Below are 1131 nucleotides of genomic sequence, written 5' to 3' on the forward strand. Positions count from 1 at the left end.
GTGCTGCTGCGCGCCTGCGAGGAGGCGGTGCGCTGGCCGCAGCACCTGGAGGTGTCGGTGAACCTGTCGGCGGCGCAGTTCCAGGGCGACCTGGTCGGCGTGGTGTCGGAGTGCCTGACGCGCTCGGGCCTCGCGCCGCAGCGCCTGCAGCTGGAGATCACCGAATCGCTGCTGATGCGCAACACCGAGCAGGTGCTGCAGACCCTGCAGACGCTGCAGGCGCTGGGCACGCGGATCGTGATGGACGATTTCGGCACCGGCTACTCGAGCCTGGCCTACCTGTGGCGCTTCCCGTTCCACAAGGTCAAGATCGACCGCGCGTTCACGCAGAACATGGAGCGCGACCCGAAAGTCGACCTGATCGTCGGCTCGATCGTCTCGCTCGCGCACGCGCTGGGCATGCGCGTGAATGCCGAGGGCGCCGAGACGGCCTCGCAGCTCGCGCGGCTGCGCTCGCATGGCTGCGACGAGATCCAGGGCTTCCTGCTCGGGCGACCGGTGGCGTCGTACCAGCTGCGGCACGAGGATGCGGCGCTGTGGCGCTCGCCCCGAGACGAACCCAGGGTCAGCACGCTGGATCCGGTGATATGACGACCCCTCGTCCGGCCCGCTGGCGCCTTGCCACAATGCTGGCATGCAGACATCGATCTCCTGGCTTCTCTTCTTCCAATCCGCACTGATCGGCCTGTCGATCGCCGCCCCCGTCGGCCCGATCGGGCTGCTGACGATCCAGCGCACGCTCGACGCCGGCTGGCGTGCGGGACTGGCCACCGGCATGGGCGCGGCGGCGGCCGACACCGTCTACGGCGCGGTCGGTGCGTTCGGTGCCACCGCGCTGATCGCCTGGCTGGTTGGCGCGAAGACCTGGCTCGCGGTGTTCGGCGGGCTGGTGCTGCTGCGGCTCGCGTGGTCGGGTTGGCATCAAGCGGCCGGCACCGAGGCGGGCGCCGCGCCGGCCCCGGTGCCTGCGCTGTGGACCTGCTTCGCGACGACCTTCGCGCTGACGCTGTCGAACCCGATGACCATCGTGTCCTTCATCGCGATCTTCGGCGCGATGAGCGCGCAGGTGGCCGGCGGCTCGCCGCTGGTGATGGTGGCCGGCGTGTTCGTCGGCTCGGCGCTGTGGTGGCT

2 protein-coding genes are annotated in these 1131 nt (G+C 70.4%); both read left to right on the forward strand.

From position 1 onward, the window contains the following. Positions 1–591, forward strand: a 591-nt coding sequence (locus AC1D12_RS33810) for an EAL domain-containing protein (RefSeq protein ID WP_477845446.1), incomplete at its 5' end; no start/stop codon positions are given. Positions 592–634: 43 nt separating this feature from the next. Beyond that, on the forward strand, positions 635–1131 hold a 497-nt coding region (locus AC1D12_RS33815; protein ID WP_477845447.1), incomplete at its 3' end, for a LysE family transporter.

It is taken from the genome of Rhizobacter sp. P1_G5 (assembly GCF_056405435.1).